This window comes from Nitrospirota bacterium, assembly GCA_016214855.1.
Taxonomy (GTDB): Bacteria; Nitrospirota; Thermodesulfovibrionia; order Thermodesulfovibrionales; family UBA6898; genus UBA6898.
Window position 1 is genome coordinate 155,690 of sequence record JACRMT010000012.1, and the last position, 26,485, is coordinate 182,174.

Annotated in this window: 25 protein-coding genes; 14 read left to right on the forward strand and 11 right to left on the reverse strand. The window is 49.8% G+C overall.

Annotated features, from left to right (window positions below):
• Positions 1 to 66: 66 nt before the first annotated feature.
• Together HZB62_11065 and ettA are read right to left on the reverse strand one after the other, a co-directional pair.
• Positions 67 to 1,011, reverse strand: coding sequence for an EamA family transporter (locus HZB62_11065; protein MBI5075687.1), 945 nt, complete (start codon positions 1,009 to 1,011; stop codon positions 67 to 69).
• A 6-nt stretch (positions 1,012 to 1,017) separates the two neighbouring features.
• On the reverse strand, positions 1,018 to 2,700 hold the full coding sequence (gene ettA, locus HZB62_11070; GenBank protein ID MBI5075688.1) for an energy-dependent translational throttle protein EttA: 1,683 nt from the start codon (positions 2,698 to 2,700) through the stop codon (positions 1,018 to 1,020).
• A 189-nt stretch (positions 2,701 to 2,889) separates the two neighbouring features.
• Between ettA and HZB62_11075 the strand changes: the two genes are divergently transcribed.
• Positions 2,890 to 4,338: a tetratricopeptide repeat protein gene (locus HZB62_11075; protein MBI5075689.1), complete on the forward strand. Its 1,449-nt coding sequence runs from the start codon at positions 2,890 to 2,892 to the stop codon at positions 4,336 to 4,338.
• 107 nt (positions 4,339 to 4,445) lie between these two features.
• Here HZB62_11075 and HZB62_11080 read toward each other — a convergent pair whose 3' ends face one another.
• The 4 genes from HZB62_11080 to HZB62_11095 are packed head-to-tail and all read right to left on the reverse strand — an operon-like array spanning position 4,446 to position 5,946.
• Positions 4,446 to 4,790, reverse strand: coding sequence for a histidine triad nucleotide-binding protein (locus tag HZB62_11080; protein ID MBI5075690.1), 345 nt, complete (start codon positions 4,788 to 4,790; stop codon positions 4,446 to 4,448).
• The gene (locus HZB62_11085; GenBank protein ID MBI5075691.1) at positions 4,783 to 5,079 is read right to left on the reverse strand and encodes a phosphoribosyl-ATP diphosphatase; all 297 of its coding nucleotides are present in this window, start codon (positions 5,077 to 5,079) and stop codon (positions 4,783 to 4,785) included. Before HZB62_11085 ends, HZB62_11080 begins: the two co-directional genes overlap by 8 nt.
• On the reverse strand, positions 5,076 to 5,450 hold the full coding sequence (gene hisI, locus HZB62_11090; protein MBI5075692.1) for a phosphoribosyl-AMP cyclohydrolase: 375 nt from the start codon (positions 5,448 to 5,450) through the stop codon (positions 5,076 to 5,078). Before hisI ends, HZB62_11085 begins: the two co-directional genes overlap by 4 nt.
• A gap of 13 nt (positions 5,451 to 5,463) precedes the next feature.
• On the reverse strand, positions 5,464 to 5,946 hold the full coding sequence (locus HZB62_11095; protein ID MBI5075693.1) for an adenosine-specific kinase: 483 nt from the start codon (positions 5,944 to 5,946) through the stop codon (positions 5,464 to 5,466).
• An 89-nt stretch (positions 5,947 to 6,035) separates the two neighbouring features.
• Here HZB62_11095 and HZB62_11100 point away from each other — a divergent pair, with 89 nt between their 5' ends.
• The 4 genes from HZB62_11100 (at position 6,036) to HZB62_11115 (ending at position 11,231) form a co-directional block, all read left to right on the forward strand.
• Positions 6,036 to 6,593, forward strand: coding sequence for a DUF4390 domain-containing protein (locus HZB62_11100; protein ID MBI5075694.1), 558 nt, complete (start codon positions 6,036 to 6,038; stop codon positions 6,591 to 6,593).
• On the forward strand, positions 6,590 to 8,626 hold the full coding sequence (locus HZB62_11105; GenBank protein MBI5075695.1) for a HAMP domain-containing protein: 2,037 nt from the start codon (positions 6,590 to 6,592) through the stop codon (positions 8,624 to 8,626). The genes HZB62_11100 and HZB62_11105 overlap by 4 nt, the downstream gene beginning before the upstream one ends.
• On the forward strand, positions 8,627 to 9,967 hold the full coding sequence (locus HZB62_11110; protein MBI5075696.1) for a sigma-54-dependent Fis family transcriptional regulator: 1,341 nt from the start codon (positions 8,627 to 8,629) through the stop codon (positions 9,965 to 9,967). It abuts the gene before it with no gap.
• Positions 9,968 to 10,097: 130 nt separating this feature from the next.
• Positions 10,098 to 11,231 carry a Fic family protein gene (locus HZB62_11115; protein ID MBI5075697.1) on the forward strand — a complete coding sequence of 378 codons (1,134 nt, stop codon included), beginning with the start codon at positions 10,098 to 10,100 and terminating at the stop codon, positions 11,229 to 11,231.
• Between the two features lie 183 nt (positions 11,232 to 11,414).
• On the opposite strand, the gene pyk is transcribed toward HZB62_11115, so the two are convergent.
• Both pyk and nadB read right to left on the reverse strand, forming a co-directional pair.
• Positions 11,415 to 12,824: a pyruvate kinase gene (pyk, locus tag HZB62_11120; GenBank protein MBI5075698.1), complete on the reverse strand. Its 1,410-nt coding sequence runs from the start codon at positions 12,822 to 12,824 to the stop codon at positions 11,415 to 11,417.
• Positions 12,821 to 14,401, reverse strand: coding sequence for an L-aspartate oxidase (nadB, locus tag HZB62_11125; GenBank protein ID MBI5075699.1), 1,581 nt, complete (start codon positions 14,399 to 14,401; stop codon positions 12,821 to 12,823). Before nadB ends, pyk begins: the two co-directional genes overlap by 4 nt.
• A gap of 113 nt (positions 14,402 to 14,514) precedes the next feature.
• Here nadB and rpmE point away from each other — a divergent pair, with 113 nt between their 5' ends.
• The 4 genes from rpmE to prmC all read left to right on the forward strand — a co-directional run bounded on the left by rpmE (position 14,515) and on the right by prmC (position 17,834).
• The gene (gene rpmE, locus HZB62_11130; protein ID MBI5075700.1) at positions 14,515 to 14,715 is read left to right on the forward strand and encodes a 50S ribosomal protein L31; all 201 of its coding nucleotides are present in this window, start codon (positions 14,515 to 14,517) and stop codon (positions 14,713 to 14,715) included.
• A gap of 64 nt (positions 14,716 to 14,779) precedes the next feature.
• Positions 14,780 to 15,694, forward strand: coding sequence for a DUF1385 domain-containing protein (locus HZB62_11135; protein ID MBI5075701.1), 915 nt, complete (start codon positions 14,780 to 14,782; stop codon positions 15,692 to 15,694).
• Positions 15,669 to 16,730 carry a peptide chain release factor 1 gene (gene prfA, locus HZB62_11140; GenBank protein ID MBI5075702.1) on the forward strand — a complete coding sequence of 354 codons (1,062 nt, stop codon included), beginning with the start codon at positions 15,669 to 15,671 and terminating at the stop codon, positions 16,728 to 16,730. The genes HZB62_11135 and prfA overlap by 26 nt, the downstream gene beginning before the upstream one ends.
• 210 nt (positions 16,731 to 16,940) lie before the next feature.
• Positions 16,941 to 17,834, forward strand: coding sequence for a peptide chain release factor N(5)-glutamine methyltransferase (gene prmC / locus HZB62_11145; protein ID MBI5075703.1), 894 nt, complete (start codon positions 16,941 to 16,943; stop codon positions 17,832 to 17,834).
• A gap of 140 nt (positions 17,835 to 17,974) precedes the next feature.
• Here prmC and HZB62_11150 read toward each other — a convergent pair whose 3' ends face one another.
• Both HZB62_11150 and HZB62_11155 read right to left on the reverse strand, forming a co-directional pair.
• Positions 17,975 to 19,522 carry an FAD-dependent monooxygenase gene (locus HZB62_11150; protein MBI5075704.1) on the reverse strand — a complete coding sequence of 516 codons (1,548 nt, stop codon included), beginning with the start codon at positions 19,520 to 19,522 and terminating at the stop codon, positions 17,975 to 17,977.
• Positions 19,523 to 19,649: 127 nt separating this feature from the next.
• Positions 19,650 to 20,708, reverse strand: coding sequence for a tetratricopeptide repeat protein (locus HZB62_11155; GenBank protein MBI5075705.1), 1,059 nt, complete (start codon positions 20,706 to 20,708; stop codon positions 19,650 to 19,652).
• Between the two features lie 189 nt (positions 20,709 to 20,897).
• Here HZB62_11155 and HZB62_11160 point away from each other — a divergent pair, with 189 nt between their 5' ends.
• Genes HZB62_11160 through HZB62_11175 form a run of 4 tightly spaced genes read left to right on the forward strand, consistent with a single transcriptional unit; the run spans position 20,898 to position 24,922 of the window.
• Entirely contained in the window at positions 20,898 to 21,941 is a 1,044-nt protein-coding gene (locus tag HZB62_11160) for a 4Fe-4S dicluster domain-containing protein (protein MBI5075706.1), read from the forward strand.
• Position 21,942: 1 nt separating this feature from the next.
• Positions 21,943 to 22,851, forward strand: a complete 909-nt coding sequence (locus tag HZB62_11165) for an FAD/NAD(P)-binding protein (GenBank protein ID MBI5075707.1) — start codon at positions 21,943 to 21,945, stop codon at positions 22,849 to 22,851.
• A complete protein-coding gene (locus HZB62_11170; protein ID MBI5075708.1) occupies positions 22,851 to 23,651 on the forward strand; it encodes an NADH:ubiquinone oxidoreductase in 801 nt (266 codons plus the stop codon). Before HZB62_11165 ends, HZB62_11170 begins: the two co-directional genes overlap by 1 nt.
• Entirely contained in the window at positions 23,648 to 24,922 is a 1,275-nt protein-coding gene (locus HZB62_11175; protein ID MBI5075709.1) for a Ni/Fe hydrogenase subunit alpha, read from the forward strand. Before HZB62_11170 ends, HZB62_11175 begins: the two co-directional genes overlap by 4 nt.
• A 5-nt stretch (positions 24,923 to 24,927) precedes the next feature.
• On the opposite strand, the gene HZB62_11180 is transcribed toward HZB62_11175, so the two are convergent.
• Positions 24,928 to 25,848 carry a YkgJ family cysteine cluster protein gene (locus HZB62_11180; protein MBI5075710.1) on the reverse strand — a complete coding sequence of 307 codons (921 nt, stop codon included), beginning with the start codon at positions 25,846 to 25,848 and terminating at the stop codon, positions 24,928 to 24,930.
• A 195-nt stretch (positions 25,849 to 26,043) separates the two neighbouring features.
• Between HZB62_11180 and HZB62_11185 the strand changes: the two genes are divergently transcribed.
• Complete coding sequence (locus HZB62_11185) at positions 26,044 to 26,436, forward strand: hypothetical protein (protein ID MBI5075711.1); 393 nt, start codon at positions 26,044 to 26,046, stop codon at positions 26,434 to 26,436.
• The last annotated feature ends 49 nt before the right edge of the window (positions 26,437 to 26,485 follow it).

Below are 26,485 nucleotides of genomic sequence, written 5' to 3' on the forward strand. Positions count from 1 at the left end.
ATAACAGCAGGCATCAATTGTGCCGGGCAATGCAATGTGCAGTTGACAGAGAAACCTGCTGCTCTTTCACCTCTTCTGATCTTTGCCGGAACTTCCCTGCGGCCCACGCAGACCTGTAATGCGGAGCTTTTCTAACGGAAGGAGCAGGATCGCTCCGATGACCGTTCCGGCGCCGATCAGCTGCGGCAACTCCATGACCTCGCCAAGAAAGGCGTACGCGAAGATGCCTGCCATCACCGGCTCAAGCGTTGCCGTAATGCCTGCATGCGTGGAGCGGATACGTTTAACCCCCTCGTTATAAAGACCAAAAGGCGCTATTGTGCCAAAAAGGCTTATAAAGACTATCCATCCCCAGGCAGAAGCGCTATAGTGTGCCGCAAAAGCTGCGAAGGGTGGGATTATAACATTCCAGATGATTGCTGCGACCAGGAGAGCGTAGGACAGGACCGTCCAGGCTGAATAGGTACGCATGCCATATTCGCTCCGGACAGAATAGAGCGCCAGGGCAACGGCAGAGGCCAGGCCGGACAGGATGCCGGCTTTATTCATATCAAGCAAATTGAGGTTATAGGCTCCGACCATAAGATAGCAGCCGCTGATCGCACCAACAATCGCCACAACCGTAAATGCTGACAGTTTTTTTTGCTGAAAGAAAAAGGAATAGAGTGCTATCAGTGCAGGAGCCTGGTACTGAAGCAGGACAGCCGCAGCAACATGTATCCTGCTGATCGCATAAAGATAGGCAAACAACATTACGGCCAGAACGATACCAAGAACGATGAAATATGCCGCATCTTTTCGCGCTATCTTCAGCAGGTCACTCCTTCGAACCAGCAGAAAGAGAAAAAGCAGGGTTGCGGCTATTGTTGTCCTGAGTTGGACCAGTTGAAACGGGGTAACCTCGCTCTGCAGAACGAACTTCGATGCATTGCCTGATGCTGCCCAGAGCAGTGCGGCAACACATACTGCGATATAGCCGGGCCTGACAGACGGGCTATCGTGCTGAAGCACGAGGCGCTACCTCGTGAGGCTGCGGTATTTGATCCTGTGCGGCTGATCAGCAGCAGAGCCTAAACGTGCCTTACGGTCAGCCTCATATTCGGAATAGTTGCCGTCAAACCAGACAACTTTACTGTCCCCTTCAAAGGCAAGGATATGGGTCGCGATCCGGTCAAGGAACCACCGGTCATGACTGATCACTACAGCACATCCGGCAAAGGTCTCAAGCGCCTCTTCCAGCGCCCTCATGGTGTTGACATCAAGATCATTCGTCGGCTCATCAAGGAGAAGAACGTTAGCACCTTCCTTCAGCATTCTGGCAAGATGCACACGGTTGCGCTCTCCGCCGGAGAGCAGACTCACTTTCTTCTGCTGGTCCTGGCCGGAAAAATTGAATTTCCCCACGTAGGCGCGGGAATTCACTTCTCTGTTGCCTATCTGAACCGTGTCCTGGCCGTCAGAGATCGCTTCCCATATGGACTTGTTCGGGTCGAGCGAATCCCTGCTCTGGTCAACGTACGCAAGCTTCACAGTATCGCCTATCCTGATCTCGCCTGCATCAGGCTTTTCCTTGCCGGTGATCATGCGAAAAAGGGTCGTCTTTCCTGCACCGTTTGGGCCGATAACGCCGATGATGCCGCCGGGCGGAAGCGAAAAGGTCATGTCCTCAACCAGAATATTCTCACCATAGGCCTTGGTCACATTCTCGGCCTCTATGACAACATTCCCGAGCCTCGGGCCGGGCGGAATAAATATCTCCATCTCCTTTGCCTGTTTTTCCATGTCCTGCTGAAGAAGCATTTCATAGGAGGTGATGCGGGCCTTGGACTTTGCATGTCTGCCTTTAGGCGACATCCGGATCCACTCAAGTTCCCGCTGCAGGGTCTTCTGCCGTTCGCTCTCGGACTTCTCCTCCTGCTTAAGCCTGTTCTGCTTTTGATCAAGCCAGGACGAATAATTGCCTTTCCAGGGGATGCCCTGCCCCCTGTCGAGCTCCAGTATCCAGCCTGCCACATTATCAAGGAAATACCGGTCATGGGTAACGGCAATAATGGTGCCGGCATAGCTCTGAAGGTGATGCTCAAGCCATGCAACTGATTCAGCATCAAGGTGGTTGGTCGGCTCATCAAGAAGGAGGATATCCGGCTTCTGAAGAAGAAGTCTGCAGAGCGCCACCCTCCTCTTCTCTCCTCCGGACAGCACTGTTATCGGCGTATCCGCAGCAGGGCAGCGGAGTGCATCCATCGCCATATCAAGACGGCTGTCAAGGTCCCAGGCATCAAGGTGATCAAGCTTTTCCTGCACCTTGCCCTGACGCTCGATCAGCTTGTTCATCTCATCATCAGACATCGGCTCAGCAAACTTCTCATTGATCTGGTTGTACTCGTTCAGAAGATCGGCCGTCTCCTGCACACCCTGCTCAACGATCTGCCGCACCGTCTTTGTGTCATCAAGAACAGGCTCCTGCTCAAGGAATCCGATCGTATGGCCGGGGGAAAGCACGGTCTCGCCGACGAATTCCTTGTCAACGCCTGCCAGAATGCGAAGCAGAGAGCTCTTGCCTGATCCGTTGAGGCCGAGCACACCAATCTTCGCGCCGTAGAAATAGGAGAGGTAGATGTCTTTCAGCACCTGCTTCTTGTTGTGGAACTTGCTGACCCCAACCATTGAGTAGATCACTTTATTCTGTTCGTTTGCCATAGGGGAGATTATACCATTTTTTGCATAATAGCTTACTGACAATAACTGATCGACAGTCAAGCCCGTTTAGCCGAAAACACTGCGGGCAGTGTGCCTTATCAGTTCACCACTACGTCTTGATAAATTTAACACGGGGATGTAATCTTAATTTTGTGGCAGACTTTGCAGAGACCTCTATGGCGGTTAATTATGAATCTTAATGCAAAAACTCGCTATGTCCTTCTCTTCCTGCTTGTTCTTCTTTCTTTTAGTGTCTATATCAGCACGCTTTCCAACGATTTCGTCTGGGACGACAAGTATGAGGTGCTGTCAAATGAATGGATCAAAGACTTTGCCTATCTGCCTGACATCTTCTTTTCGCACTCATTAGGATGGTTAAAGCCTGAACAATCCTCAACAAAATATGGGCCGCTGAAGTTACTGGTGAGATTGTTACAGTACCATATATCAGGGACTGATCCATGGGCGTACCAGGTTACCAACGTCCTGGTGCACGCACTCACCTCCGTAATGGTCTTTCTCGTCTGCGCAAGGCTTTTTCTTGCTCTCCATGGAGAAAATTCAGTCATGTATCCATTTGCCGCCTCATTGTTGTTTGCAGTCCATCCTATTCATACAGAGCCGGTGAACTGGGCTATCGGATTATCTGAATTATCCATGACTTTTTTCTGCCTGTTATCGTTTTACCTTTTCATGAAATCAACCGGCAATACTATCAGGGCTCATGTCTTGCCCGGTCTTCTGATGTTTATTGCAATTCTTTTCAAGGTCACCGCAGTCTTCTTTTTGCCTGTTTTTGTGGCGTATACCTATGCTCTATCACGAAGCAGCATCCAGCCGCATCCAAACTCAACCGTTCCCCGGGGCATATTGCTCAAACGCTATATGCCGATTGCACTTGCCCTGGTCGCATATTTCTCTCTCTTCTTCCTGGTAACTGCAGGGGAGTCGGATCCGGTGAAAACAAACCATATCCGTCTCGATACGTATAACCTGATGCTGAATATGCCTCTGCTTCTGTTTCAATATATGGAAAAACTGGTTTTGCCCCTGCAGCTGAATGTCCTGTATGTCTTTCACCCTGTCTCGTCCATCGCTGAAACGACGTTTCTCTTACCCTTATGTTTTATGATTATCTATTTCTTCATTATGATGTTCACCATGAAAAAAAATATTATGCTGTCTCTCTGCTCCGTATGGATCATTGCGCCCTTACTGCCATGTCTCTATCTGCCGGCGACCGGATACAGCTATTACGTCTTTGCTGAAAGGTACCTCTATCTGCCCTCCGCAGGATATGTCATTTTAATCGCCGCACTGTCAAGAATTGCAGTAAAGAGGAGCTTTTTCAACAGACAGACCATCCCTGTTATTGTGTCCCTGTTCGCAATAACGGGAATGTATTTCGGCATACTGACCGTTCAGAGGAATCAGGCATGGAAAAGTGATTTCATACTCTGGTCCGATACCGTAGAAAAATCCCCTGACAGCGATGTGGCACATAATAATCTGGGGGTAGCATATGAACATAAAGGGCTATTCGATGACGCCCTGCGTGAATATGAAACGGCGATCTCACTTAATCCGACATACATGGAAGCCTATGATAACCGTTTCAGGGTAATGAGGCTGAAATAGAGACTTGCTGATAACAGACGCAATACCACCGCTTCAGGGAAAAATTCAGCTGCATTTCTCTCAACAGGATATATTGCTGCGTACCTGTCCGGAAAAGAAGCCTTGTCTCACCCCGGCGGCCAGTGCATGGGCCTGCCGCCTAACAGGTGCAGATGAATATGAAATACGGTCTGGCCGCCGTCAGCGTTCGTATTCATGACCAGCCTGAAGCCTTTCCCGTCGATGCCTTTGTCTCTTGCGATCCTTGCTGCTGCACGGACAAGATGGCCGATCAGGGCGCTGTCTTCCTCAGAGACCTCAAGGGTAGTTGAAATATGTTTCTTCGGAATGATCAGGGTGTGTACCGGTGCCTGGGGCGTAATGTCCTCAAAGGCAAGACAGAGATCATCTTCAAAGGTGATCTTTGCCGGTATCTTCTTCTCTGCTATCTTGCAGAAGACGCAGTCACTCATTACGGTCCTCCTTTTTGTTAAATCTTCTTTCAAGTTCCCTGAATACATCATTCAGACTCACCCTGTCTTCAGGCATGAGCACCATACAATGGAACCAGAGATCAGCCAACTCATGGATGACCTGCTGTCTGTCTCCGCTCTTTGAGGCAACGATAACCTCGACCGCCTCTTCGCCGATCTTTTTCAGGATCTCATCCCTGCCTTTTGCAAACAGAGATGATACATAGGATTCAGTCCGAGGATGGTCTTTCCGGTCAATAATAACGGCCTGAAGGTCATCGAGGATCATGGTTTGCCGTATACGTCTTCTTCGGAAAATACCTTGCCGGAGATCTCGCTGCCGCTGATGTCTGTATAAAAACATGACCTATGGCCCGTGTGGCAGGCCCCAGGTCCCTTCTGGATGACCCTGATGAGGACAGTATCCTTATCGCAGTCATAGAGGATCTGCTCCACTTCCTGGACGTGGCCGGAGGATTCACCTTTTTTCCAGAACTTCTGGCGGGACCGGGACCAGAAATGCGTATATCCTGTTTCGATAGTCTTCTGCAGCGAGGTTTCGTTCATGTATGCCATCATCAGAACCTCATTGTTCCGGGCATCCTGAATGATCGCCGGTATGAGCCCATGCTTGTCGTATTTCAGTTCAGGTAGATTCATCTCTTCTCCATACCTATAGTTTGTAGCCGATCTTTCTGAGAAATTCATGCCTATGCGCCTTATCCTCAGGGGTTTCAATGCCGCGGGGAGAAAATCCGTCAATGACGCCGAGAACGCCTTTCCCCTGCGATGACCCTGCCGTTATCACTTCAACGGGGTTGGCTGTTGCGCAGAATATCCTGCAGACTTCAGGGCAGTTCTTTATCTGGTTCAGGACATTGATCGGGAATGCGTTCTTCAGGAGTATGCAGAAGACGTGGCCTGCGCCGACAGCCTGCAGGTTCTTTACGCAGACGTCTGTCAGTCTGCGGTCATTGCCTTCGGTCCTGATAAGGCAGGGTCCTGATGCCTCGCTGAAGGCTATGCCGAACTGTGCCTGGGGAACTGTTGTGGCAATGATCTCATACAGGTCTTCGGCAGTCTTGATGAAATGCGTCTGGCCAAGTATGACATTGCAGTCTTCCGGTATCTCGAGTTGTACGGTTGTTATCTCCATAGGACCCCCTATTCTTCAGCCCTGGAACCCTTTTGGATTTACAAGGTTATGCTATAATGGAAATATTTTTCAGGAGATGTCAAGCCAAAATGTCCCGTATTTTCAGCATAGTTATATTCGTTATCGCCCTGTTACATCCCCTTGTGTCGGAAAGCCAAACCCTTTCCGGACCTGAGGTAAAGAGGGTCAATAGCGATCTCTTCGTATCCTTCAGCCTGAGTCTCGACGAAAAGGGGCTGGATGCGATCAGGGGCGGTGTGGATAAAGAACTCAAGTTTTATGTCGACCTCTTCAGAATATGGAAGATCTGGCCTGATGAGTTCGTGCTTGGCAAAGCCTATGTCAAGACCTTGAAGGTCGATCCTATCAAGAAGGAATATGTGGCGACTTCAAGCGACGGCAGTCTGCTTATAGAAAAGCGGTTTAAATCATTTGAGTCCATGATGGCATGGGTTGTCGTATTCAAGGACCTGAAGCTTACCAATATCAGGGAACTTGAGCCCGGCCAGTATTTTGTGCGGATCACTGTTGAGTCGAAGATCCGCAATCTCCCTCCTGTCATAGGATACCTGTTCATCTTTGTTTCAGAAAATGAGTTCAGGATCATGAAAGACTCGACCGTATTTGCGATCGACGGCAGCCGATGAAAAACCTCAGGTTCCCGCTCTTTATTTCCCTTATAATACTTTTCATCATTACGGTCTTTTCCATAGAATTCCATTATATCGGGCTCAAAGATGTTCCTGTACTTACGAAAGTCCTTCTTTTCGTCCTCTTGAACCTCAATCTTGTTGCCCTTCTGACGCTGATGTTCTTTGTCGGAAAAAGCCTGATCAGGCTCTACTTTGAGCGCAAGCAGAAGGTGCTGGGGTATAAACTTAAGACAAGGTTTGTCGTGGTCCTTGTTGTCATGACCCTTATTCCGTCAGCCTTTCTTTTTGTTGTCTCGAGCGGTGTTGTAACGAACTATCTGGACCGATGGTTCGATCCCCAGATAAAACAGCCCCTGGACCTCGCTGTCGAGGTTGCAAAGTCTGCTTATGAGATGCAGCGTCAGCAGACCCTCGTGTTTGCAAGGGCCGCAACTGCGGGACTGACCCTGCCGGAAGGGTTAAAAGCTTACACGCTGCGTACAATTCCTGCTGATGCATCAGATATCATTAAGGCCGGGTTTGAGGGCAAGGAAGATGTCGAGATCATTTCCACGAAAACAGGGGATATAGTCCGTGCCGTGGTACCGAGGAACAGACAGAACCCGCATGATGGAATTGTGGTCGTAGAATCCGTCATGGACAGCAGCATCACCAGAAATGCGGGGATGATCCAGGCAGCATACAAGAACTATCTTACCCTTGATTCCTGGAAAATGCCGATGAAGACGAATTATCTCCTGATACTCGGCTTCTCCACCCTGCTGATGGTCTTTATGGCGCTCTGGACCGCGCTCAGAATTTCGCGCGGTATTACAGACCCAATCCAGGCCCTTGCGCAGGCAACCGCTGAGGTTGCGAAGGGGAATCTTGACATGTCGGTCAATATCGAACGGGATGACGAGATTGGGCTCCTGATCAGCTCCTTCAATAACATGGTCAGGGATCTGAAGGAGAACAAGGAGTCGCTCCAGCATGCCTCACAGGTATCGGACAGACGCAGGCTTGTTATCGAGAAGATCCTTGAAAACGTGAACTCAGGCGTCATATCCCTGGATGCCGAGGGAAATATCCTTATCATTAATAATGCAGCCTGCAGAATACTGAACATAGACCCTTCTGATGTGATGAACAAAAAATATGATACCCTCCTTTCCCTCATTGACTCGGATGAACTGAGAGAAACCGTCAAAGGCATTATCATCAGGGATTTCAAAGGCGTGGAAAAAGAGATCAGGATCATGGTCGGTGAGAAGCGCATTCTGCTCAGACTCTTTATCACGAGCCTGAGAGATACCGGAAATTTTATGGGAACACTGGTTGTCTTTGATGACCTGACCGAGATCACCAGGGCGCAGAAGGCCATAGCCTGGCAGGAAGTCGCCAGAAGGATAGCCCATGAGATCAAGAACCCGCTCACCCCGATAAAGCTGTCGACTGACCATATGGTGAAGAAGTGGCAGAACAAAGACGAGGACTTCGGCAAGGTTTTCGAGCGGTCAACAAAGACGATCATCAGGGAGGTAGAGAGCCTTAAGCGGCTGGTCGATGAGTTTTCGCGCTTTGGCAAAATGCCTGAGATCCGCAAGGCCCCTGCGATGCTCTCCTCGATCATCGAGAGCGTGATCAACCTTTATAAAGACTACAAAGACATTGAGATGCATCTTTCCCTAAAAGGCAGCGAAACGCCCATTGAGCTTGACGCTGAACAGTTCAAAAGGGTCATCATCAATATCGTAAATAATGCTATTCAGGCAATGCAGAATCAGGGACGGCTTGATATAATGATTCACCAGGATGCTCTCTCTAACCGGGTGTATGTTGATATCGCCGATAACGGACCAGGGATTCGTGAAGAGGACAAAGAGAAGCTCTTCCTGCCCTACTTCTCTACCAGGAAGGACGGCACAGGGCTTGGTCTTGCGATCGCCAGCAGGGTCGTGACTGAACACAGAGGTTATATCAGGGTAAGGGACAACAAGCCTCACGGAACGATTTTCAGCATAGAACTGCCGATAAAGGAAGGCTAAATGGCAAAAGCTCTTGTAATGATTGTTGATGACGAAGAAGGCATACGGGAAAGCCTGTCTCAGATCATAGAGGATGACTATGACGCTGTTACTGCGTCGTCAGGCGAGGAAGCGCTCAGGATCTCAAAGGAGACAGCTCCTGACCTTGTGCTGTTGGACATCTGGATGGACGGCATGGACGGCATCCAGACACTGCAGGAACTCAAAGAGGCATATCCTGACCTCCCCGTTATTATGATCTCCGGTCATGCAAATATAGAGAATGCGATCAAGGCAACACGCATGGGGGCCTATGATCTCCTCGAAAAACCTCTCTCTCTGGAGAAGGTTCTTCTTACCGTGCAGCGGGCACTTGAAAAGAAAAACCTTGAGGTCGAGAACAGGGCGCTCAGGGAGAACTTTTCAAAACAATGGAGGCTTATCGGGAATTCTGTAAAAATAAAGCAGGTAATCGAGCAGATACAGATGGCTGGTGCCAGCAATGGCAGGGTGCTCATATTGGGAGAAAGCGGCGCTGGCAAGGAGCTTGTTGCTCATCTTCTGCACCAGAACAGCCCCCGGCATAGCGGCCCCTTTGTTGAGGTAAACTGCGCTGCCATTCCCCAGGAACTGATCGAAAGCGAACTCTTTGGCCACGAAAAGGGCTCCTTTACCGGCGCGTTTGAGCGGAAGCAGGGGAAGTTCGAACTTGCCGACAGGGGTGCGCTCTTCCTTGACGAGATCGGTGACATGTCGCTCCAGACGCAGGCAAAGGTCCTGCGGGTGATCGAGACCCAGGAGTTCCAGCGCGTCGGCGGCAGCAAGAACATCAAGGTTGACGTGAGGATCATCTCTGCTACGAACAAGGACCTTGCAGAAGAGGTGAAAAAAGGGGCCTTCAGGGAAGACCTTTTTTTCCGGCTTAACGTGATCCCGATCAGGGTGCCCGGACTCAGGGAGCGGGCAGAGGATATCCCAGCGCTGGTGGATCATTTTCTGGATCTCTTTGCTGCCGAGTATGGACAGCAGAAAAAGGAGGTTTCCCCTGAGGCGATCAGGGCTCTTCAGAATTATTCCTGGCCCGGCAATATCCGTGAACTGAAGAATGTGCTCGAGAGACTCGTGATCATGACGCCGTCAAGGACCATCAGCAAGGTTGACATTATTGCGGCAGGGTCACCCCGTTCCGATTACTTATCATTATCTTCGCTGAAAGATGCCCGGGAGGCTTTTGAGAAGGACTTTATCTTCAGGAAACTTGAAGAGAATTCCTGGAATGTTTCAAAAACTGCTGAACTGCTTGACATCGAACGGAGCAACCTTCACCGGAAGATCAAGGCCTACGATATCAAAATGCCATAAGAGGCTTGCGAATTAAGACAGCGTAGAAATTAGTTGGGCAAAATAAGTGAATGTTGCATATAGATTGACATATGTAACGATAGTGTATAATCTTTACATATGAAGAAACATATGTAAAGAAACTGGTGACATGACAAAACAGCACTATAAATCGGGTAGTTACAAGCAGCAATATGAATACAAAAGCTTCTCTCCGAGCTTCATAAACGCGCCGCTTGACTGGCATGATGGCGACATTGCCATATTACTGGAAAATGCAACGAGGCTACTCGGTGAATTAAACGCATATTCAACCTTGGTGCCGGACGTCGACTTTTTCATCCAGATGCATGTGATAAAAGAAGCGGCCACTTCGAGCAGAATAGAGGGAACTCAGACAGGTATTGATGAAGCTGTCATGCCTGAAGAAGAGATAAAGCCAGAACGCAAGAATGACTGGATCGAGGTACAGAATTACACAAATGCCATGAATCTTGCTATAAGTAGATTGAAAGAGTTGCCTCTTTCAATGCGGCTTCTTAATGAGGCACATAAAACCTTGCTTGAGGGGGCAAGAGGTGAACATAAAAGTCCCGGCGAGGTAAGGACAAGTCAGAACTGGATTGGCGGGGCGACACTGAAAGACGCTTTTTTTATCCCACCGCATCAGAGTGAGCTGCCTGACCTGCTGAGCGATCTTGAAAAATTCTGGCATAACGACAATCTCAAAATACCCCATCTCATAAAAAATGCTATTAGCCATTATCAATTTGAAACGATCCATCCATTTCAGGACGGCAACGGACGTATCGGCCGCCTGCTTATAACTCTCTATCTCATAGACAAAGGAATATTGAGCAAGCCGACTCTTTACGTGTCCGATTTTTTTGAGCGCAACAAAGGCGCTTATTATGATGCCTTAACCATGGTCAGGGCGACCAGCAATATCGGGCAATGGATAAGATTCTTCCTGGTTGGGGTTGCTGAAACCGCAGAAAAAAGCAAAAAGACCTTTGAAAGTATCATTGTCCTTCGTCATAGACTTGAAGCGGAAATCCTTACCCTCGGCAAAAGGGCAAAAACAGGTCAGCAGTTACTTAAGTTTCTTTATTCCCGGCCGATAGTAACCGCCAAGATTGTCGGGAAACAAATGTCTATCACGCACCCTGCCGCAAACCAGCTATTAAAGAATTTCCAGAAAATCGGAATCTTACAGGAACTAACCGGGTTCAAACGGAACAGGCTTTTTGCCTTTAAAGAATACCTGGATCTGTTTGGAAAGTAGAAAACATGAAGCTCGATATTGAACGGAGCAAGCTTCACCAGAGGATCAAGGCCTACGATATCAAAATGCCGTAAGGGGCTTGCTGAATTAATGCATTGTAGAAAAGCAGGATAAGTGCATGACATAAACTCGCACCGTTGGTGCGAGAAATCAGCTATCCCAAGTCTGATCGAAAGCTGTCCCCTACTCCCCTATTTCGTGTATCTTCATGAAATTCGTCTTGGCCTGTGTAGAAAGCGGCGAGGCGGAGATGAGCACAATATGATCGCCTTTTTTTACGATCTTCTCTGCAAGCAGCGCTCTTTCGACTTCGCGAAGCATCTGGTCTATGCCGCTGAGCTGCTTCATGAATTTGGGAAGCACGCCCCAGCTGAGCGCAAGCCGGGCAAGGACCGCCTTGTCGGGCGTAAAAGCGATGATCGGCAGTTCCGGTCTGAACTTCGACACGAGTCTTGCCGTGAACCCTGACTCGGTAAATGCCACAAGCACCGTCGCCCGGATGTCTTCCGCTGCCATGCAGGCTGCATCAGCAAGGGCTTCTGCATAGGAGTTCCCCCGCTTGTAACCGGAATCTGCTGCCCTGGCCTGTTCGGTAAAGGTGATGATCCTGTCCATCATGGTGAATGCTTCAAGCGGATAGGCACCCGCTGAGGTCTCGACAGAGAGCATCAAGGCGTCCGTGCCGTCAAGCACGGCATTGGCAACATCCGTAGTCTCGGCACGGGTAGGTCTCAGGTGTTCTTTCATGGATTCGAGCATCTGCGTTGCCGTGATCACCAGCTTTCCCTTATTGTTCGCCCTGTTGATAAGGTCTTTTTGTATGAGCGGAACCCTCTCGGGGAATACTTCAACGCCAAGGTCTCCTCTGGCGATCATGATGCCGTCAGCAGCATCAAGGATCGCATCGATATTGTCGAGCGCTTCGGGCTTCTCGATCTTGGCTATGATCGGGATATTCTTCCCCTTTTTCTTCATCCAGCTTCGGATCTGGCGGATCTCCTCTGCCTCCCGGACAAAGGAAACAGCAATATAATCCACATTCATGCTGAGGCCAAAGGTAAGATCTCTCCTGTCTTTTTCCGTAAAAGATCTGAGGGATATCTTCATGCCGGGAAGATTCACGCCTTTTCTGTCCTTAAGCATGCCCCCTTCAATAACCTTTGCGGTAAGAGATCTGCCGGATCTTTTTTCTATCCTCAACTGGATCAGCCCGTCATCGAGCAGTATCCTGTCGCCTTTCTTTGCATCTCTCAGAAGATGCGGATACGATACAAAGATATTTTTTTCATCGCCTAATCCTTCGCCGGGGAAGATGTCTATTGCCGAACCTTTTTTAATTTCTGCGCCGCCGTTTTTCATCAGACCGACACGGATCTTGATCCCCTGCAGATCCTGAAGAATTGCAACGGGTCTGCGATATTTTTCTGCAAGCTGCCTGATCTCCCTTATGGTATTACGATGAAAGGTATGATCCCCGTGAGAAAAATTCAGCCTCGCCACGTCCATGCCCTCGCGGACAAGAGCAGAAAGGACCTGCGGCCTGATGGATGCAGGCCCCATGGTGCAGACGATCTTTGCTCTTCTCTGTTTCATCGGCTATCCTTTTTTTGGTCCGGCAACTGACTGTGCGCCGACAGCTTAATACGATCTCTGTCCCATACAAAATGCTGATGCCAGTCTTCTCCGCGATCCTTGAAGTCAGAACGAAAATGTGCCCCGACGCTTCCTTTTCTTGCAAGCGCCGCCTGAACAATGATCCCCGCGACCGTCAGCATATTCTTGAGTTCGAGTTCCCGACGGGTGCTGTAGTCCCGTTGTGTTATTATGCCCCATTCACGCAGCCTGGAAGCCGCTTCAGTAAGGGACATGGCGCATCGGATTATGCCGACCCTCTCCCACATCAATTTCCGGAGCGCATGACGTATCTCATCATGGTCCCTGATAGAGGCAGGACTGAATACCGTTGCACCCGTTTCCGACGGATCGATCGGCGCGGAAAGCGCTGCATTTCCTGTTCGTGCGCCGAAGACCAGACCTTCAAGCAGGCTGTTTGAGGCAAGCCTGTTTGCACCATGAACACCGGTGCAGGCGACCTCCCCTGCGGCGAAGAGACCTTTTAAAGAGGTCCTGCCGTCAGCATCTGTTTTTACTCCTCCCATGATGTAATGGGCAGCCGGTGATATCGGGATCAGGTCTCCTGTGATATCGAAGCCATATTGAAGGCAGGTTGCGTGGATGTTCGGAAAACGGCTCCTTACAAAATCTTTGCGAAGATGCCTGAGATCAAGATACGCATAGTTGCTGCTCGTCTTGACCATTTCGGATATGATAGCGCGGGATACGATATCCCTGGGCGCAAGCTCAGCAAGCGTATGATAAGACTGCATGAACCGCTGCCCGTTGCTGTTGAGAAGCAGGGCGCCTTCGCCGCGCATTGCCTCGCTCAGAAGGAACTGGGGTGCTGTCGGAGAATAGAGGCTTGTGGGATGGAACTGGATGAACTCCATATCCTCAAGTTCTGCTCCTGCCCTGAAGGCGATCGCCATGCCGTCACCGGTTGCAACCTGAGGATTGGTCGTGCGGGAGTAGAGCTGTCCCCCTCCGCCGGTAGCGAGAATGGTCGCCCGGGCATACAGGGCGGTCATTTCACGGTCGCGCAGCACATAGGCCCCATGGCATTCATTGTCCTTAATAATAAGGTCAACGGTTATTGCAAACGGATATCTGCGGACCGAGGGGAAAGACCGTGCTTTGTTCAGAAGTACGCGGGTCAGTTCTTTGCCGGTAGAGTCGCCCTGAGCATGCAGCACGCGCCTGCGTGAGTGAGCGGCTTCAAGGGTAAGGTCCAGTTTGGAACCTTCTTTGTCGAATTCAGCCCCCCAGGAGATAAGCTCAGCGATCCGCTTCGGCCCCTCTTCTACCAGGGTCCTTACCGTGTCTTCATTGCAGAGGCCATCTCCTGCCCTGAGCGTATCTTCGAGATGGATGCCCACCTCGTCCTCATCGCTCATGACCGCAGCTATGCCGCCCTGCGCATATTCAGTATTGCTCTCTGTAGGCTTGTCCTTGGTGACGACAAGGACGCTGCCGTAAGGAGCGAGCTCAATGGCTGCCCGAAGACCTGCCACACCGCTTCCAATAATGAGGAAATCGACGATCTCCTGTTGCATACAGCAAGAATACAGGATGGGGTAGAGGAAATCAAGGCAACATCCCGGCCGGGATGTTGCTAAAAAATAGGAATATTTATTAGAATACAAGACCAAATTTCAGGAGGCAGACAGTGAAAGCAGATATTCACCCGGATTATCAGGAAGTCAATGTGGTTTGCGCCTGTGGCGAGACCTTCACCACACGTTCAACCCGTAAGGACATTCGCCTCGACATCTGCTCCAAGTGTCATCCGTTCTTCACCGGCAAGCAGAAGATCATGGACACTGAGGGAAGAGTCGAGAAGTTCAAGAAAAAATACGCCAAGAAGTAGTTAGGCTGAGAATTTATAAAAAACAGGAAGCCGTCATGGCTTCCTGTTTTTTTCTTGCATACCTATGAGCACACACCAGAAGATAAAAAGTGTAGGTGGACAGGCTGTTATTGAGGGTGTCATGATGCGCTCACCCAAAAACTGGACTGTTGCCGTGCGCGACCCGAAGGGCACGATCCATCTCCTCAAAGAGAAGCTGACCGAAATGCCCCGTTTTTTCAAGGTTCCGATGATCAGGGGTGTTGTCGCCCTCTTTCATGCATTATCATTGGGGATCAGGGCCATAGAGTTTTCTGCCGGCAAGGCCTACGAGGAGGAGGGCGAAGAGAGCCTGAGCAAGTTCTCGCTTGTGATGACCATGATCGTGGCATTCGGCCTCGCCATCGGTCTTTTCATCCTGCTTCCCCTGTACGCCACAAAGCTCGTCGGCCTGGTCATTCAGGGCGTTGAAAAAAGCTCGTTCCTGTTTAACTTTGTTGACGGCATCATCCGGGTCTTTATCTTCCTCTGTTATGTTCTGATCATCGGCATGTGGAAGGATATGGCAAGGATCTTCATGTATCATGGAGCAGAACATAAGGTGATCCACGCCTACGAAAAAGGCCTCGAGCTTACCCTTGAAAACGTCAAGCAGTACAGTCCGCTTCATCCCCGCTGCGGCACGAGCTTCCTTATGATCGTTATGGTGGTCAGTATCCTTGTCTTCTCATTCATTCCGCAGAGCTGGCCTTTTATATATAAGTTCCTTTCACGGATCGTCTTCATGCCGATCATCGCAGGAACGTCCTTTGAACTCCTGAAACTTTCGGCGAAATGGGACCATCATCCGCTGATGCACCTTATCATCACTCCGGGCCTTATGCTTCAGCGTCTTACAACACGCGAGCCTGACGACGCGCAGCTTGAGGTCGCACTGAGCGCTTTGATAGAAGTGCTCAAAATGGAGGAAGCAGATGCTGCAGAAGCTCCAGGCGCTTGAGCACAAATACGAGGAGCTGAACAATCTCCTCAGCGACCCCAAAGTGCTTTCAACACCGACCGATTATCAGAAGTATTCCCGCGAACATTCAGAGCTCCTGCCTATTGTTGAAAAAATACGCGAGTATAAGAAACTTATTGTTGACATTGAGAGCACCGAAGAACTTTTGGGCGGAAATGATGCCGAGATGAAGGAACTGGCAAAGGCTGAGCTTGAAGACCTGAAGAAGAGAGCCCCGCTTTTTGAAGAAGAGCTGAAGTTCATGCTGCTGCCGGTCGATCCGCGCGATGCAAAAAGCGTTATCCTTGAGATACGTGCAGGGACCGGCGGTGACGAAGCTGCCCTGTTCGGCGCGAATCTCTTCAGGATGTATACCAAGTATGCCGAGTCAAAGAGATGGAAGGTTGAGCTCATCAGCATGAACGCGACCGGCATCGGGGGCATAAAGGAAGTGGTCGCTTCTATCGAAGGAAAAGGTGCCTACAGCAGACTGAAATACGAAAGCGGCGTACATAGGGTACAGAGAGTTCCGAGCACTGAAGCATCAGGCAGGATACATACCTCGGCTGCAACAGTTGCTGTGCTTCCTGAAGCTGAGGAGGTGGACGTCAAGATAGACCAGAAAGACCTCCGGATAGACACCTTCTGTTCATCCGGCGCAGGCGGCCAGAGCGTCAACACGACCTATTCTGCGGTCAGGATCGTGCATATCCCGACCAATACTGTTGTTCAGTGCCAGGATGAGCGCTCCCAGACAAAGAACCGGGACAAGGCCATGAAGGTGCTGCGCTCACGGCTTTATGAGATACAGATCGAAGAAAAGGATAAGGAACGGGCGCAGGAGAGGAAGTCGCAGGTCGGCTCAGGCGACAGGTCCGAGAGGATCAGGACCTATAACTATCCGCAGAACCGCATCACGGACCACAGGACCGGCCTGACACTGCATAAGCTCGAACAGGTGCTCGAAGGCAACCTTGATGAGATGATCGATAACCTCACTACCCATTTTAACGCCGAACGTCTTAAATACTTGTAACATCTCCATCGAAAAAAGAGGTCTGGATGTCGCTCAAACTCCATGAATTGACTGCATCTTTAAGTGGCATATCTCTTCTTGATATTAAACGTCTGAGGTTTCATATTGTTAACTGTTTTATGGATGCCCTGTGGTGCCTGTTTTCAAGGTGTCACCATGGAGTTTGCTTGCCACCCAGCCCTCTTTTTCTTACCCAAGAACAGGTAACCTATGAGACTGCTTGAGCTGTTAAGAAAATCGACTGAGTATCTTGAAGCTGCAGGCATTGACGATGCCTTGTCTGAGGCGGAGATGCTTGTCTTCCATGCAGTGAACAGGGACAGACTCGATGCGTATATCGAAAATCCTGAAGTAAAGAGTGCCGATTCCGCAAAGGTCAGAAGGCTGCTTCAGCGAAGGATAAAAGGCGAACCTGTACAATATATCATCGGTCATATCGAATTCCTCGGTCTGATCATAAAGGTCGGAAAGGGAGTGCTCATCCCAAGACCTGAAACAGAACTGCTTGTCGAAGAAGTCACTAAGACCGTGAAAGGTGAAACGTTAAGTATGGACAGTTCAGAAAAAAACAGTCCACGCATTACGCATTACGCATCACGGATGTTTTTGGATATCTGCACGGGTACCGGCTGCATTGCCCTGGCTCTTGCCAGGCAGTTTCCTGATGCAGAGGTGTATGGGACGGATCTTTCAAGGGAGGCCCTTACCTATGCAAAGAAGAATGCAATGGCAAATGGCATCAAGAATGTTACGTTTCTGCAGGGATCGGTCTTCGATCCTGTGAAGGGAAAAAAGTTCGATATTATCACTGCCAATCCGCCGTATATAAGAAGAGACGAGATCGAAACCCTGCAGCGCGAAGTTCGGGACTGGGAACCGGTTGCTGCGCTCGATGGCGGCATGGACGGCATGGATTTCTATAGGGCCATTCTTTCTTCAGCAGGCGATCACCTCAACCCTGATGGATATATATTTCTCGAGCTCGGATACGACCAGTCAGAAGACGTGCAGAAAATCGCACGCGCTGAAGGGTTCAGAGAAGTAGCTATTATCAATGATTACGCCGGAATCGGAAGAATTCTGGTAGCTACTCAGATTGGTTAGACGGTAGCTTGTCAGATAATCAGGCTAAGGTCTGTTAATAAAAAATGGTCGAAATTAAGAGGCCAAAGCGGGTCGCATCTGGCGCCTAAAGCGCCTACTGTTGGTCATTTTTCATTCCCGATAGACTAAACTTCTACAGACTATCCACCTTGAGAATTACTCTCCACAATATGCAGGGCAGCCCTAATTCCGTCAGCTCCGCTTGATATAATGCCTCCGGAGCATCCGCTGCCTTCGCCTGCCAGATAGAGATTTTCAATACCGGCGCAGTACCGCTCTTTTTCCCGCAAGACCTGAATTGGGGCCGAAGTCTTGCTTTCAAGCCCCATGATCATACCTGTTTCAAATCCCTTTATTTTATTGCTGAAATCCCTAAGCCCTTCCCTGATAGCGCTGCTTATCTCAGCAGGCAGGAGATCCCATAGCGCTGCGGGCTTTAATCCAAGCGGATAACTTGATTCCACGATATCGGTCTGCTCCTTCTGATCAATAAAATTCTGTATGCTGCAGAACGGGGCTGCAAAGCCGTTTGAATATTGGTGAAAACGCTCTTCAAGGGCTTGCACCCAATCAAGGGCCTCTTCTGGCGATGCCTCCCTGCCGATCAGTCTGTCAGGATGAATGCCGGCTACACATGCGGCATTCGCAAACTTTTCGTTCCGCTGATATCGGCTCATGCCGTTTACGATGTTGGTATTATGGTACGCAGCTGCAGGGACAACAATGCCGCCGGGGCACATGCAGAAGGTATACACCGGAAGTCTGTTGTCTCCGGGGGAAGTGAGGCGGTATTCGGCAGCCTTTACACCCGGCAGGCTTTCACGGCCCCACTGTGCCTTGTTAATGATCCTTTGGGGATGCTCCACTCTGCTGCCCAGGGCAAAATTCTTTGTGCGGAACTGAACTCCCTTCCTGATCAGCATCCGGTACGTCTCGTACGCAGAATGGCCAGGTGCAATAATAAAATAGTCAGCCTCCATTGCACCTGATGACGTGATCGCTTCAGTGACTTTCCCGTTTATGATCTTCAGATCTTCAAGGAGTGTTTCAAATGCCATGCGGCCGCCAATGGCTATGAATGCATCTCTGAGATTCCTGACGATCTTCCTGAGATTATCGCTCCCCAGATGAGGATGTGCCATGTACCCTATTTCTTCCGGGGCTCCGGCGCTGATGTAGCTCTCCAAGATGAACTGCCGTTCTTTTGATATATGCTTGGACCGTGAGGTGAGTTTTCCGTCTGAAAATGTTCCGGCACCGCCTTCACCAAAGGCATAATTGCTGATAGAATCAAAAACACCGGTCTTCTCAAACTCCCTGATCCCTTCAGTCCGTTTATGAACATCCGCGCCCCTTTCAATAAGCGTGGTATCAAAGCCTGCCTTCTGCAGAACAAACGCTGAAAAGAACCCGGCAGGACCGCTGCCGACAACGACGGCATTTTTTCCTCTCTTTTGATATGGGATATCCAATGACGGGGAAAAAAGTGGCGCGCCTCCGTCAATTTCGTCCGATAAGACTACGACCCTGACGAGCCAGTGGATATTCCCTTTCTTTCTTGCATCAAGGCTCTTGTTCTCTATCTGACAGGAGAATTCCCGTATGCCCAGCTGTTTCGTAATGCCTTCCTTCAGTTCGTCTTCATGGTAATCAGTCGGCAGTTGCAATGAAATTTCCCGGTATCCCATGGCAGTATTCTACCTTATATAAAACAATTGACACCTACTGAACAGGCGCGGAGCGGCAGCTGATGCCATAAAAAAAGGGCCTGCACTATGATAAGTGCAGGCCCTTTCGCAGCTCATGTTCGAGGAGTTATTCTGCCAAGGTCTCCTCAGGGGGCGTATACCCGCCCGAACTTTCCGTCTTGGAAAAGGCAAGCCACCCCGGATAGAAAATGCCTACAAGCGGAACAAGAATGAGAAGTCCAAGCCACTTGTTCTTGCCCAGGTTCTCTGTGATGCACATCCAGAGATATATTCCTACAAACAAATTGACAATAGGAACCAAGAACAGAAGGACCCACCATCCGGGCTTTCCGGCTGAGACGACAAAGGTCCAGGCCTGAACGATCGGTATCCAGGCGGTCCAGGGAGCCGGCACATCCAGCTTTTTTGCAATAAGAAACAGACAGAGGCTGTAATACAGGTAAACCGCGAGCCCGATAAAAACCAATATCATGCCAAAGGCGGCAATAATTGCAATAAGGGCAGCTGGTCCCGCAGCATCGGGCATCTGCTTTGGCATAGGCATGGGAACAACAGGTGCCGGCGGTGTCGGAACTGCCTGAGGAGACTTGGGCGGCTCAGCCTGCTGAGGAACTGACTGTGCGGGAGCTGATTTTTGAGCAGTGGTCGGGGCTGGAACAGTCTCTGCTGCCTTTGCTTTCTGCTCTGCAGGGGCTGCCAGGCCAGACTTCCCTTCCTTTGCATCAGATGATGCCGGCAGTGGTGTTTTTGCGGAGGGCTCAGGCACTTTTACGGTCTGGTCCGGTTTTGCCTCTCTCTTCTCAACAGCAGATTCAGACTTCTTCGTTATGGCAGATCTGATAGCCGCAACTTCACCTGAGGCCCTTCTTATAAGACCAACCTTCTCAAGCGAATACTCGGGATCGATGAGGTATGCATCTCTGAAATACTCATCAGCCTCGCTGAACTTGCCCAGTTCATACAGGGAATAGCCGATCAGGTAATATGCAGTAGGGTCAGGTTTCTTATTGATGTACTCCTTGAAATACTGGACCGCAGCTCTAAAATTCCTTGTATTGTACGACTTGAGCCCTGCCCTGAAATCCTTGTCATCATTTGAGACAGCAGCACCTGCTATCGCTGCAAACAGCACTAACAATGCTATGACCAGTGCTACCTTTTTCATGCCCTCCTCCTTGAATAAAAAAACCTCATTCTGAAGATAATATGCAATCATTATAGCAAATCCCGTTTCCGTTTATACCTTTTTGTATCATTTATCAATATATCAATTAGTTTATTCACTTTGAACGTTGTTAAAAATAGGATTTCATTATAGGATGTACCTGTAGCTTGACTATCGCGAGGGAAGGCAATGCTTTTTAGAATTCTGAAACATGAAGACCTGAAAAAGCTGTATGATCTGCTGTCCAGGGGGAATCGGGTTATCGGACCGGTCAGGAAAGGGGCTGACAAAGACGGCAACCCCATATATGCCTTTGAAGAGATAGGTGATTTCATCAATATTCATCTGGATTACACCACAACAAAAATACCTGCAAAGAAGTTCTTTATGCCTTTTAGAGAAGTTATGGCTGACTTCCGGATCAAAGGGAAAGACTGGGAGAAGAAGATCGGATTCAATATCGGCAGCCCCTTCATTGTCTTCGGTATGCATGCCTGTGACATAAATGCCCTGAACAAGCTCGACAAAGTTCTGCTCGGGAGCCACTATCCCATGCCGTATTATGCGGCAAAACGGAAGAACATGTTCATCGTGGGTATTGACTGCATACCCCAGCCATATTGTTTCTGCCGCTCCATGGGCTCAGATACGGCACTGCATGGATTCGACATGTTCCTGACAGACCTTGGTGACCACTACTTTGTCGAAATACTTTCTGATACTGCATACAATTTTCTCCGGCAGATCACTAATGCGGAGCCTACAGAAAGCGATCATGCCCGCTATATGAAGGCCGCATCGGAAAAGAACAGGAAGTTTACTGCTCATGTAGATACAACTGACCTTACCAAAATTCTGGATATGGAATTCCAGGCAGATGTCTGGAAGAAATGGGGCGATCAGTGCCTGTCCTGCGGCACCTGTGCGAATGTCTGCCCGACCTGCTACTGCTATGGCGTAGATGAGTCTGTGGCACTTGATCTCTCACGGGCGCAAAAGATCAAATCCCTCTACTCCTGCAATCTGATCGATTTCGCTGAGGTTGCCGGCGGACATAATTTCAGACCTGAGAGTCACACACGGCTCAAATACCGTTACTACCACAAGCACCGCGGTTTTGTTGAAGCGTATGAGGAATCTCTCTGCGTTGGCTGCGGCAGATGCGGAGAATCCTGCCTTGCAGGCATTACGGTCCCGGAAGTCATTGCGAGCGTCAGGGGCGGGGAAAACTGATATGAGCAGCCAGATCAAATTCACGGATATTACAGCCGGTCAGCAGCGGCGGCATTTTCGCGAGAACGACCTTGGAGCCTTTGAGAACACCTATAAGGCCGAGATCACTGCAGTACACAGACTTACCGCAATCGAGAATCTCTTCAGGATCCAGATCGTCGACCCGACAGACAGAAAGAAGTTTGTTTTCCAGCCGGGCCAATTCGTAATGCTGGAACTGCCGGGTATCGGTGAGGCGCCCTTCTCGATCTCCTCCTCTGCCTCACGGCATGGAGATCTTGAACTCTGCATACGCAGGGTCGGAAGCCTGACCAATTTTCTTTTCAGGCTTGACCGCGGCACGCACGTTGGCATACGCGGCCCTTTCGGCACCGGTTTCCCGATGGATCAGATGCATGGAGAAAATATTCTCCTCATAGCCGGAGGCCTCGGTCTTGCTCCTCTGCGTTCGCCGATAGCCTATGTGCAGGAAAACAGGAACCTGTTCGATAATGTTGATATTATTTATGGAACAAAGGAACCCTCCCAGCTCCTGTTCACCTATCAGTATGATATGTGGCGTGCTGATGACGTGAACCTTCATATTATTGTCGAAAAAGGCGATCCAGCCTGGAAAGGGCCTGTCGGCATGATAACCAAAGTACTCCAGGATATTTTCATGCATAGGCATGCAGACTACTTTCAGAAGACCTATGCTATTGTCTGCGGCCCTCCGGTCATGTTCAAATTTGTCTGCACCATGCTGAATGAGCGGAGTATCCCTATGGAGAAGATGTTCGTTTCCCTTGAGCGGAGGATGCACTGCGGCATGGCAAAATGCTGCCGCTGCAATATCGGCTCAACGTACATCTGCCTTAAGGGCCCTGTCTTTGACTACTGGTCGGTCATGAACATGAAGGAGGCCATCTGATGGCCGGGACAACTCACAACCAGAAGAATTTTCTTGGCGTTCCGGTTGCAAAGCCACGGGTCGCCTTCTTCGAGCTCTCTTCCTGCGAAGGCTGCCAGCTCCAGATATTAAACAACGAGGCAACGCTCCTCGATTTCCTTTCCCTGGTGCAGGTGGTCAATTTCCGCGAGGCAATGACAGAAAAGTCCGACGACTATGATATTGCCTTTGTCGAGGGAAGCATAACAAGAAAGGATGAGGTGGAGAGGCTCAGAAATATCAGGCAGAATGCCAGGGTCCTTGTTGCGCTTGGGTCCTGCGCATGTTTTGGGGGTATAAACCAGCTCAAGAACCGTTTTGATCCTGACTGGGTAAAGCGTAAGGTGTACGGAAACTCACCTGTCGATACTGACAAGGCCCAACCCCTTGAGGAGTTCGTGCATATAAACCTCAGGATCTATGGCTGTCCTGTCAGAAAAGAAGAAGTCGAAAGGATCGTGACGAATCTGGTCATCGGCAAGGAGATTCATCATCCGCGGTACCCGGTATGCATGGAATGCAAGGCTAACGAAAATGTCTGCCTTTTTGACCTTGGTGAGCCCTGCCTGGGGCCTGTCACCAGGGCTGGCTGTGATTCGTGGTGTCCGAACAGCAGGGCCGGCTGCTGGGGCTGCCGCGGACCTGCAGATGAAGCCAATATGGAACAGATGAGGAAGATTATGGCAGAGAAGGGATTCTCTGAGGAAACCCTGATCGACCGCCTTGAATGCTTTGGCGGGTTCAAAGACAGTGTTGATAGGATCAGGAAAGGTCAACCATGAAGCTCACCTGCAAGGTGGATGTGCATCACCTTTCCCGGGTCGAGGGGCACGGGAATATAACGATACGCATACAGGATGGAAAACTTGAGGAAGCGCGATGGGAGGTCGTTGAGACGCCCCGCTTCTTCGAAGCCTTCCTCATCGGCAAGAAGTGGGACAATGCGCCCTGGATCTGCGGAAGGATCTGCGGCATCTGCTCAATAGGCCACACGCTTGCGAGCATACGGGCCGTTGAAAATGCCTTTGGCATAGAGCCGACAGAGCAGACGCGAAAATTGCGGCTGCTGCTCAAACATATGGAAACCCTTCAGAGCCATATCCTTCACCTCTATTTTCTCGCAGCGCCTGATTTTGCAAATGTGGGAAGCGTATTTCCGCTTATTGAGACAGCACCTGATATCGTGGCAAGGGCGGCAAGGATCAAGCTCCTCGCAAACGATATCTGTGACTGTATCGGCGGACGCCGCATGCATCCTACCAGGACGATCGTCGGAGGGTTCACCCTGCTGCCGACAAAGGATGAACTCCGCGGCCACAGGGACCGCCTGAAAGAAGTGATGGATGATCTGGTAAAGACAGCTGACCTCTTCAGGTCGTTCACCCTGCCGGATTTTATACGAGAGACGGAGTTTGTGTCGCTCAAGGGTAGCGGGCAGTACCCCTTTATCGGCGGCGACCTTGTTTCGACCGACGGTGTCCAGAAAAGGGAGCAGGACTATCGTGAGATGACCAATGAATACATTGTAGAACAGTCAACATCAAAGTGGTCGCGACTGTCCCGCAAATCCTTTGCCGTGGGGGCACTGGCGCGACTGAACAATAACTTCGAGCTTCTTCACGAATGGGCGAGAGAGATCTCGCTCAGTTTCGGGCTCCAGCCTGTGAACCACAATCCGTACATGAACAATATGGCCCAGCTTGTTGAGGCCGTTCATGTAGCTGCGGAATCGATCGATATGATCGATGAGCTTCTTGATTCGGAATTCTCGGAGCCGAGACAGCCTGTCGCGGCAAGGGCAGGTATTGGCGTTGGCGCTGTTGAGGTCCCAAGAGGGATCCTCTATCACAGCTACGAATTCGATGACACAGGGCATATTATCAATTGCGACTGCGTCATCCCTACCAGCCAGAATCATGCGAACATTCAGCACGATCTTCAGGAACTTGCGGAGCATTATGCAAAAAAAGGGAGGAAGGACCGGGATATTGAACTGCTGGCCCAGATGCTCGTCAGGGCCTATGACCCCTGCATCTCCTGCTCAGTACACTGAAAAGGCTATTGTTTTTCCGGTTGAGCCTGTGCAGCCTGTTCTTTCATCTGCTTTTCTCTTTCAGCAAGCACTTTCTCTTTGGCCTTCTTCCTGGCGTCTTCCCGCACCTTGAAGTCACCTTCCCCATAAAGGGTGAATCTGAGCCATGAGAGAGAGAATTTCAGCAGTTCCAGTTCATCCTGCTTCAACTTTTCTATCACTTCAGGCTCTATTTCGTAGGCATCGAGGAACCTGCTTTCAAAAACAAATTTCCTGAAGGCATCAAGGTTGGTGCTTACCATGAAAAACAGGTCCAGAGACTTCTGGCTGAACTCTACCATGCCGAGGGTCTTTGCCTTCAGAACGATCTCCATCCAGTCATCATTTACCGCGTCGTAAACATCAGAACCCTGGTCAGCCCGCCATTCGTCGATCGTCCATTCCTTGTCTTCGTTATGTCCGAGGCAATGATCTTCCCTGATCTTTATGAAAAAATTGGTGCCTGTATTCTTATCGAAGTGCTTCATTATCCCCATGCCTATCGGATAATAACGGCAGGTAAGAGGACGGTCCTCATAAACCGTGCAGCCCTCTGCTGTCACAAAGGGACATGACCTGTTTTCGTCGTCCTTCAGCCTCATGATCGCAACAGGGAGTTGAGACCTGTCGATCACTGTCTGATGCGTATGGGTGAGGAGAAACTCGTCGTACGTCATCCCGAGCCGTTTTTTCAGTCTGTAGATATCATAGGGAGACAGGAATATCTTTATCCCGCTGCAGCATTTGGTAAAACATCCGATGCCAGGATAGCAACGAAACCTTATTTTTGATTCACCGGTCAGATATTCCGGCACAATGACGCTTTTTTCGATCCGGCCCTCAATCTCACGCTTGATCTCGTTAACCGCACTATTATCAGTATTACTGGAACTGTCGTTGTTTGCCATGGATACTCCCTTGATTGTTATTATGCATCAATGAAATTATATTGCCGGCAAAACAAAGGTAGAGGGAAAAATGTATGCTATGTTCGCGCCGCTTTGTATCCACTGAATGCGAGATGATGCTATTATACTATATTGCAGATGCTTATAGCACATATTGAAAGCCTTAAAATAGGATGCATATGAGGAGATTGCCGTATGACCGGAAATGAACTTGATGATATGAACATTTATGACGTACTCTGTCTTGATGCACTAAAGGTACGGCCCGACATCCTCTCTGAGATTAAATTGGACGTGACCCCGCAGATGATGATGGAGCCGAGGTTCCAGTCCCGCCCTGAAGACCTCGAAAAGCTCAAGGAGATTTCGGGTTATATATTCTACATAGAGACCGAGACAGAGCCACCCAGCGTCATGCTGCTTAAGATCGGCAGGACGGACATAACCACAACGGTCGGACATGTCGCTGAGGTCCCTGCCGAAATGGTCCGCAGGGCGGTTGACAAGCCTTTGCTGCCCCCTGTAAATGGCATGTGTGCAATCACGGATGAGATCAGGGACTGGTTGAGGCAGGCACTGTCTCTCTAACCGTTCTTTTTCTGCAAAAAAAGAGGCCGATCCTTGATTTCAAGGACCG

Coding starts and splice junctions, on each gene's coding strand:
- ettA (MBI5075688.1), bottom strand. CDS start 2,700: ATGGCAAACGAACAGAATAAAGTGATCTACTCAATGGTTGGGGTCAGC.
- HZB62_11075 (MBI5075689.1), top strand. CDS start 2,890: ATGAATCTTAATGCAAAAACTCGCTATGTCCTTCTCTTCCTGCTTGTT.
- HZB62_11080 (MBI5075690.1), bottom strand. CDS start 4,790: ATGAGTGACTGCGTCTTCTGCAAGATAGCAGAGAAGAAGATACCGGCA.
- HZB62_11085 (MBI5075691.1), bottom strand. CDS start 5,079: ATGATCCTCGATGACCTTCAGGCCGTTATTATTGACCGGAAAGACCAT.
- hisI (MBI5075692.1), bottom strand. CDS start 5,450: ATGAATCTACCTGAACTGAAATACGACAAGCATGGGCTCATACCGGCG.
- HZB62_11095 (MBI5075693.1), bottom strand. CDS start 5,946: ATGGAGATAACAACCGTACAACTCGAGATACCGGAAGACTGCAATGTC.
- HZB62_11100 (MBI5075694.1), top strand. CDS start 6,036: ATGTCCCGTATTTTCAGCATAGTTATATTCGTTATCGCCCTGTTACAT.
- HZB62_11105 (MBI5075695.1), top strand. CDS start 6,590: ATGAAAAACCTCAGGTTCCCGCTCTTTATTTCCCTTATAATACTTTTC.
- HZB62_11110 (MBI5075696.1), top strand. CDS start 8,627: ATGGCAAAAGCTCTTGTAATGATTGTTGATGACGAAGAAGGCATACGG.
- HZB62_11115 (MBI5075697.1), top strand. CDS start 10,098: ATGACAAAACAGCACTATAAATCGGGTAGTTACAAGCAGCAATATGAA.
- pyk (MBI5075698.1), bottom strand. CDS start 12,824: ATGAAACAGAGAAGAGCAAAGATCGTCTGCACCATGGGGCCTGCATCC.
- nadB (MBI5075699.1), bottom strand. CDS start 14,401: ATGCAACAGGAGATCGTCGATTTCCTCATTATTGGAAGCGGTGTGGCA.
- HZB62_11135 (MBI5075701.1), top strand. CDS start 14,780: ATGAGCACACACCAGAAGATAAAAAGTGTAGGTGGACAGGCTGTTATT.
- prfA (MBI5075702.1), top strand. CDS start 15,669: ATGCTGCAGAAGCTCCAGGCGCTTGAGCACAAATACGAGGAGCTGAAC.
- prmC (MBI5075703.1), top strand. CDS start 16,941: ATGAGACTGCTTGAGCTGTTAAGAAAATCGACTGAGTATCTTGAAGCT.
- HZB62_11150 (MBI5075704.1), bottom strand. CDS start 19,522: ATGGGATACCGGGAAATTTCATTGCAACTGCCGACTGATTACCATGAA.
- HZB62_11155 (MBI5075705.1), bottom strand. CDS start 20,708: ATGAAAAAGGTAGCACTGGTCATAGCATTGTTAGTGCTGTTTGCAGCG.
- HZB62_11160 (MBI5075706.1), top strand. CDS start 20,898: ATGCTTTTTAGAATTCTGAAACATGAAGACCTGAAAAAGCTGTATGAT.
- HZB62_11165 (MBI5075707.1), top strand. CDS start 21,943: ATGAGCAGCCAGATCAAATTCACGGATATTACAGCCGGTCAGCAGCGG.
- HZB62_11170 (MBI5075708.1), top strand. CDS start 22,851: ATGGCCGGGACAACTCACAACCAGAAGAATTTTCTTGGCGTTCCGGTT.
- HZB62_11175 (MBI5075709.1), top strand. CDS start 23,648: ATGAAGCTCACCTGCAAGGTGGATGTGCATCACCTTTCCCGGGTCGAG.
- HZB62_11180 (MBI5075710.1), bottom strand. CDS start 25,848: ATGGCAAACAACGACAGTTCCAGTAATACTGATAATAGTGCGGTTAAC.
- HZB62_11185 (MBI5075711.1), top strand. CDS start 26,044: ATGACCGGAAATGAACTTGATGATATGAACATTTATGACGTACTCTGT.